Consider the following 1353-nt stretch of genomic DNA (forward strand, 5'->3'; position numbering starts at 1 on the left):
TGTGTGGACGGCTCTCCGTTGGCAAGGGTATTTCTTCACTGCGCTGGCTGGTCGTGGCGCCCATGTGTCCGGCCTATTTGCGCGGCTTTGCATAGCCGCTGGCCCTGATGCCATTCGCGCGGTTCAGGTCCCTCCCAATTGCACGCACTCGAAGTGCTGGGGTCGAACGGGTTCTCCTGCTCCGGCGGTTTCAACCGGCTTTTTGCGTCAGTTCAGTCTGCCCTTTCCAACTGGTGTAGCGCCCTGGGCGCGATTTCTCAGGCTGCGGCCATCTCCGCTTCGCGGTAAGCCTCGCCGGTTGCCATCATCGCCCAGATGACGCGGGCGTTCTTGTTCGCCAGCGCGACAGCCGCAACCTTGGGCTTCTTGCGCGCCAGTAGCTGCGTCACCCAGGGGCGCTTGGTGCTGCCCTGCTTGGCTCGCCGCACCACGGCCATGGCGCCGACTACGAGCAGCTCGCGCAGGTAGGTGTTGCCAGCCTTGGTGATACTGCCGAGCCGCTCCTTCCCGCCGCTCGAGTTCTGGCGCGGTGTTAGGCCGATCCATGCCGACAGGCTTCGGCCGCCGCCGAAGGTGGCAGGGTCAGGCACGCAGGCCACGATCGCGCTGGCCAGCAGCGGGCCGATACCGGGGATTTTCATCAGCCTGCGGCCCGCCTCGGTCCTGCGGGCATCGGCGAGGATGCGCCGGTCGTTATCGAGGATCTGATCCTTGACCATCTCGAGCTGGGTGCTGAGCACCGCAAGGCAAGCCCGAGCCTCGTCAGGCAAGCGCGCATCATCCTGATCGGCGATGACCGCGATCAGCCGGTCCAGTCCTCCGCGCCCGATAGCTGCGGTGATGCCGAACTCGGCCATGTGCGCGCGCAGGGCATTGCTGATCTGCGTGCGCTGCCGTGTCAGGATCTTGCGCACCCGGTGCAGCATCATGGTCGCCTGCTGGTTTGGTGACTTCGCGCCAACGAACCGCATCGTGGGCCGGGTCACCGCTTCGCAGATCGCCTCGGCATCGGCAGCATCGTTCTTGCCGCGCTTCACATAGGGCTTCACGTATTGCGGCGGCATCAGCTTGACCTCGTGGCCAAGCGCCGCCAGCTCGCGCGCCCAATGATGCGCCGAGGCGCAGGCTTCCATGCCGACAAGGCAGGGCGGCAGCTTCTCGAACAGCTTCAGCAACTGCCCCCGCGTAAGCCTGCGTCGCAGGACAGCCTCGCCCTGCGCGTTGACACCGTGAACCTGGAAAACAGACTTTGCCAGATCCAGTCCAACAACTGATACTTGCTCCATCGTCACTCTCCTCTCCGACTGATCCGCAGAAATTATCCTGCGGGGTGGAGAGCCGTCCACGACATCA

At 64.5% G+C, this 1353-nt stretch carries 1 protein-coding gene; it reads right to left on the reverse strand.

Annotated features, from left to right (window positions below; genetic code table 11):
- Positions 1-257: 257 nt before the first annotated feature.
- Positions 258-1286, reverse strand: a complete 1029-nt coding sequence (locus tag C0V72_RS16090) for an IS110 family transposase (protein ID WP_101795131.1) — start codon at positions 1284-1286, stop codon at positions 258-260.
- Between the last annotated feature and the right edge of the window lie 67 nt (positions 1287-1353).

It is taken from the genome of Porphyrobacter sp. TH134 (assembly GCF_002855495.1).
GTDB lineage: Bacteria > Pseudomonadota > Alphaproteobacteria > Sphingomonadales > Sphingomonadaceae > Erythrobacter.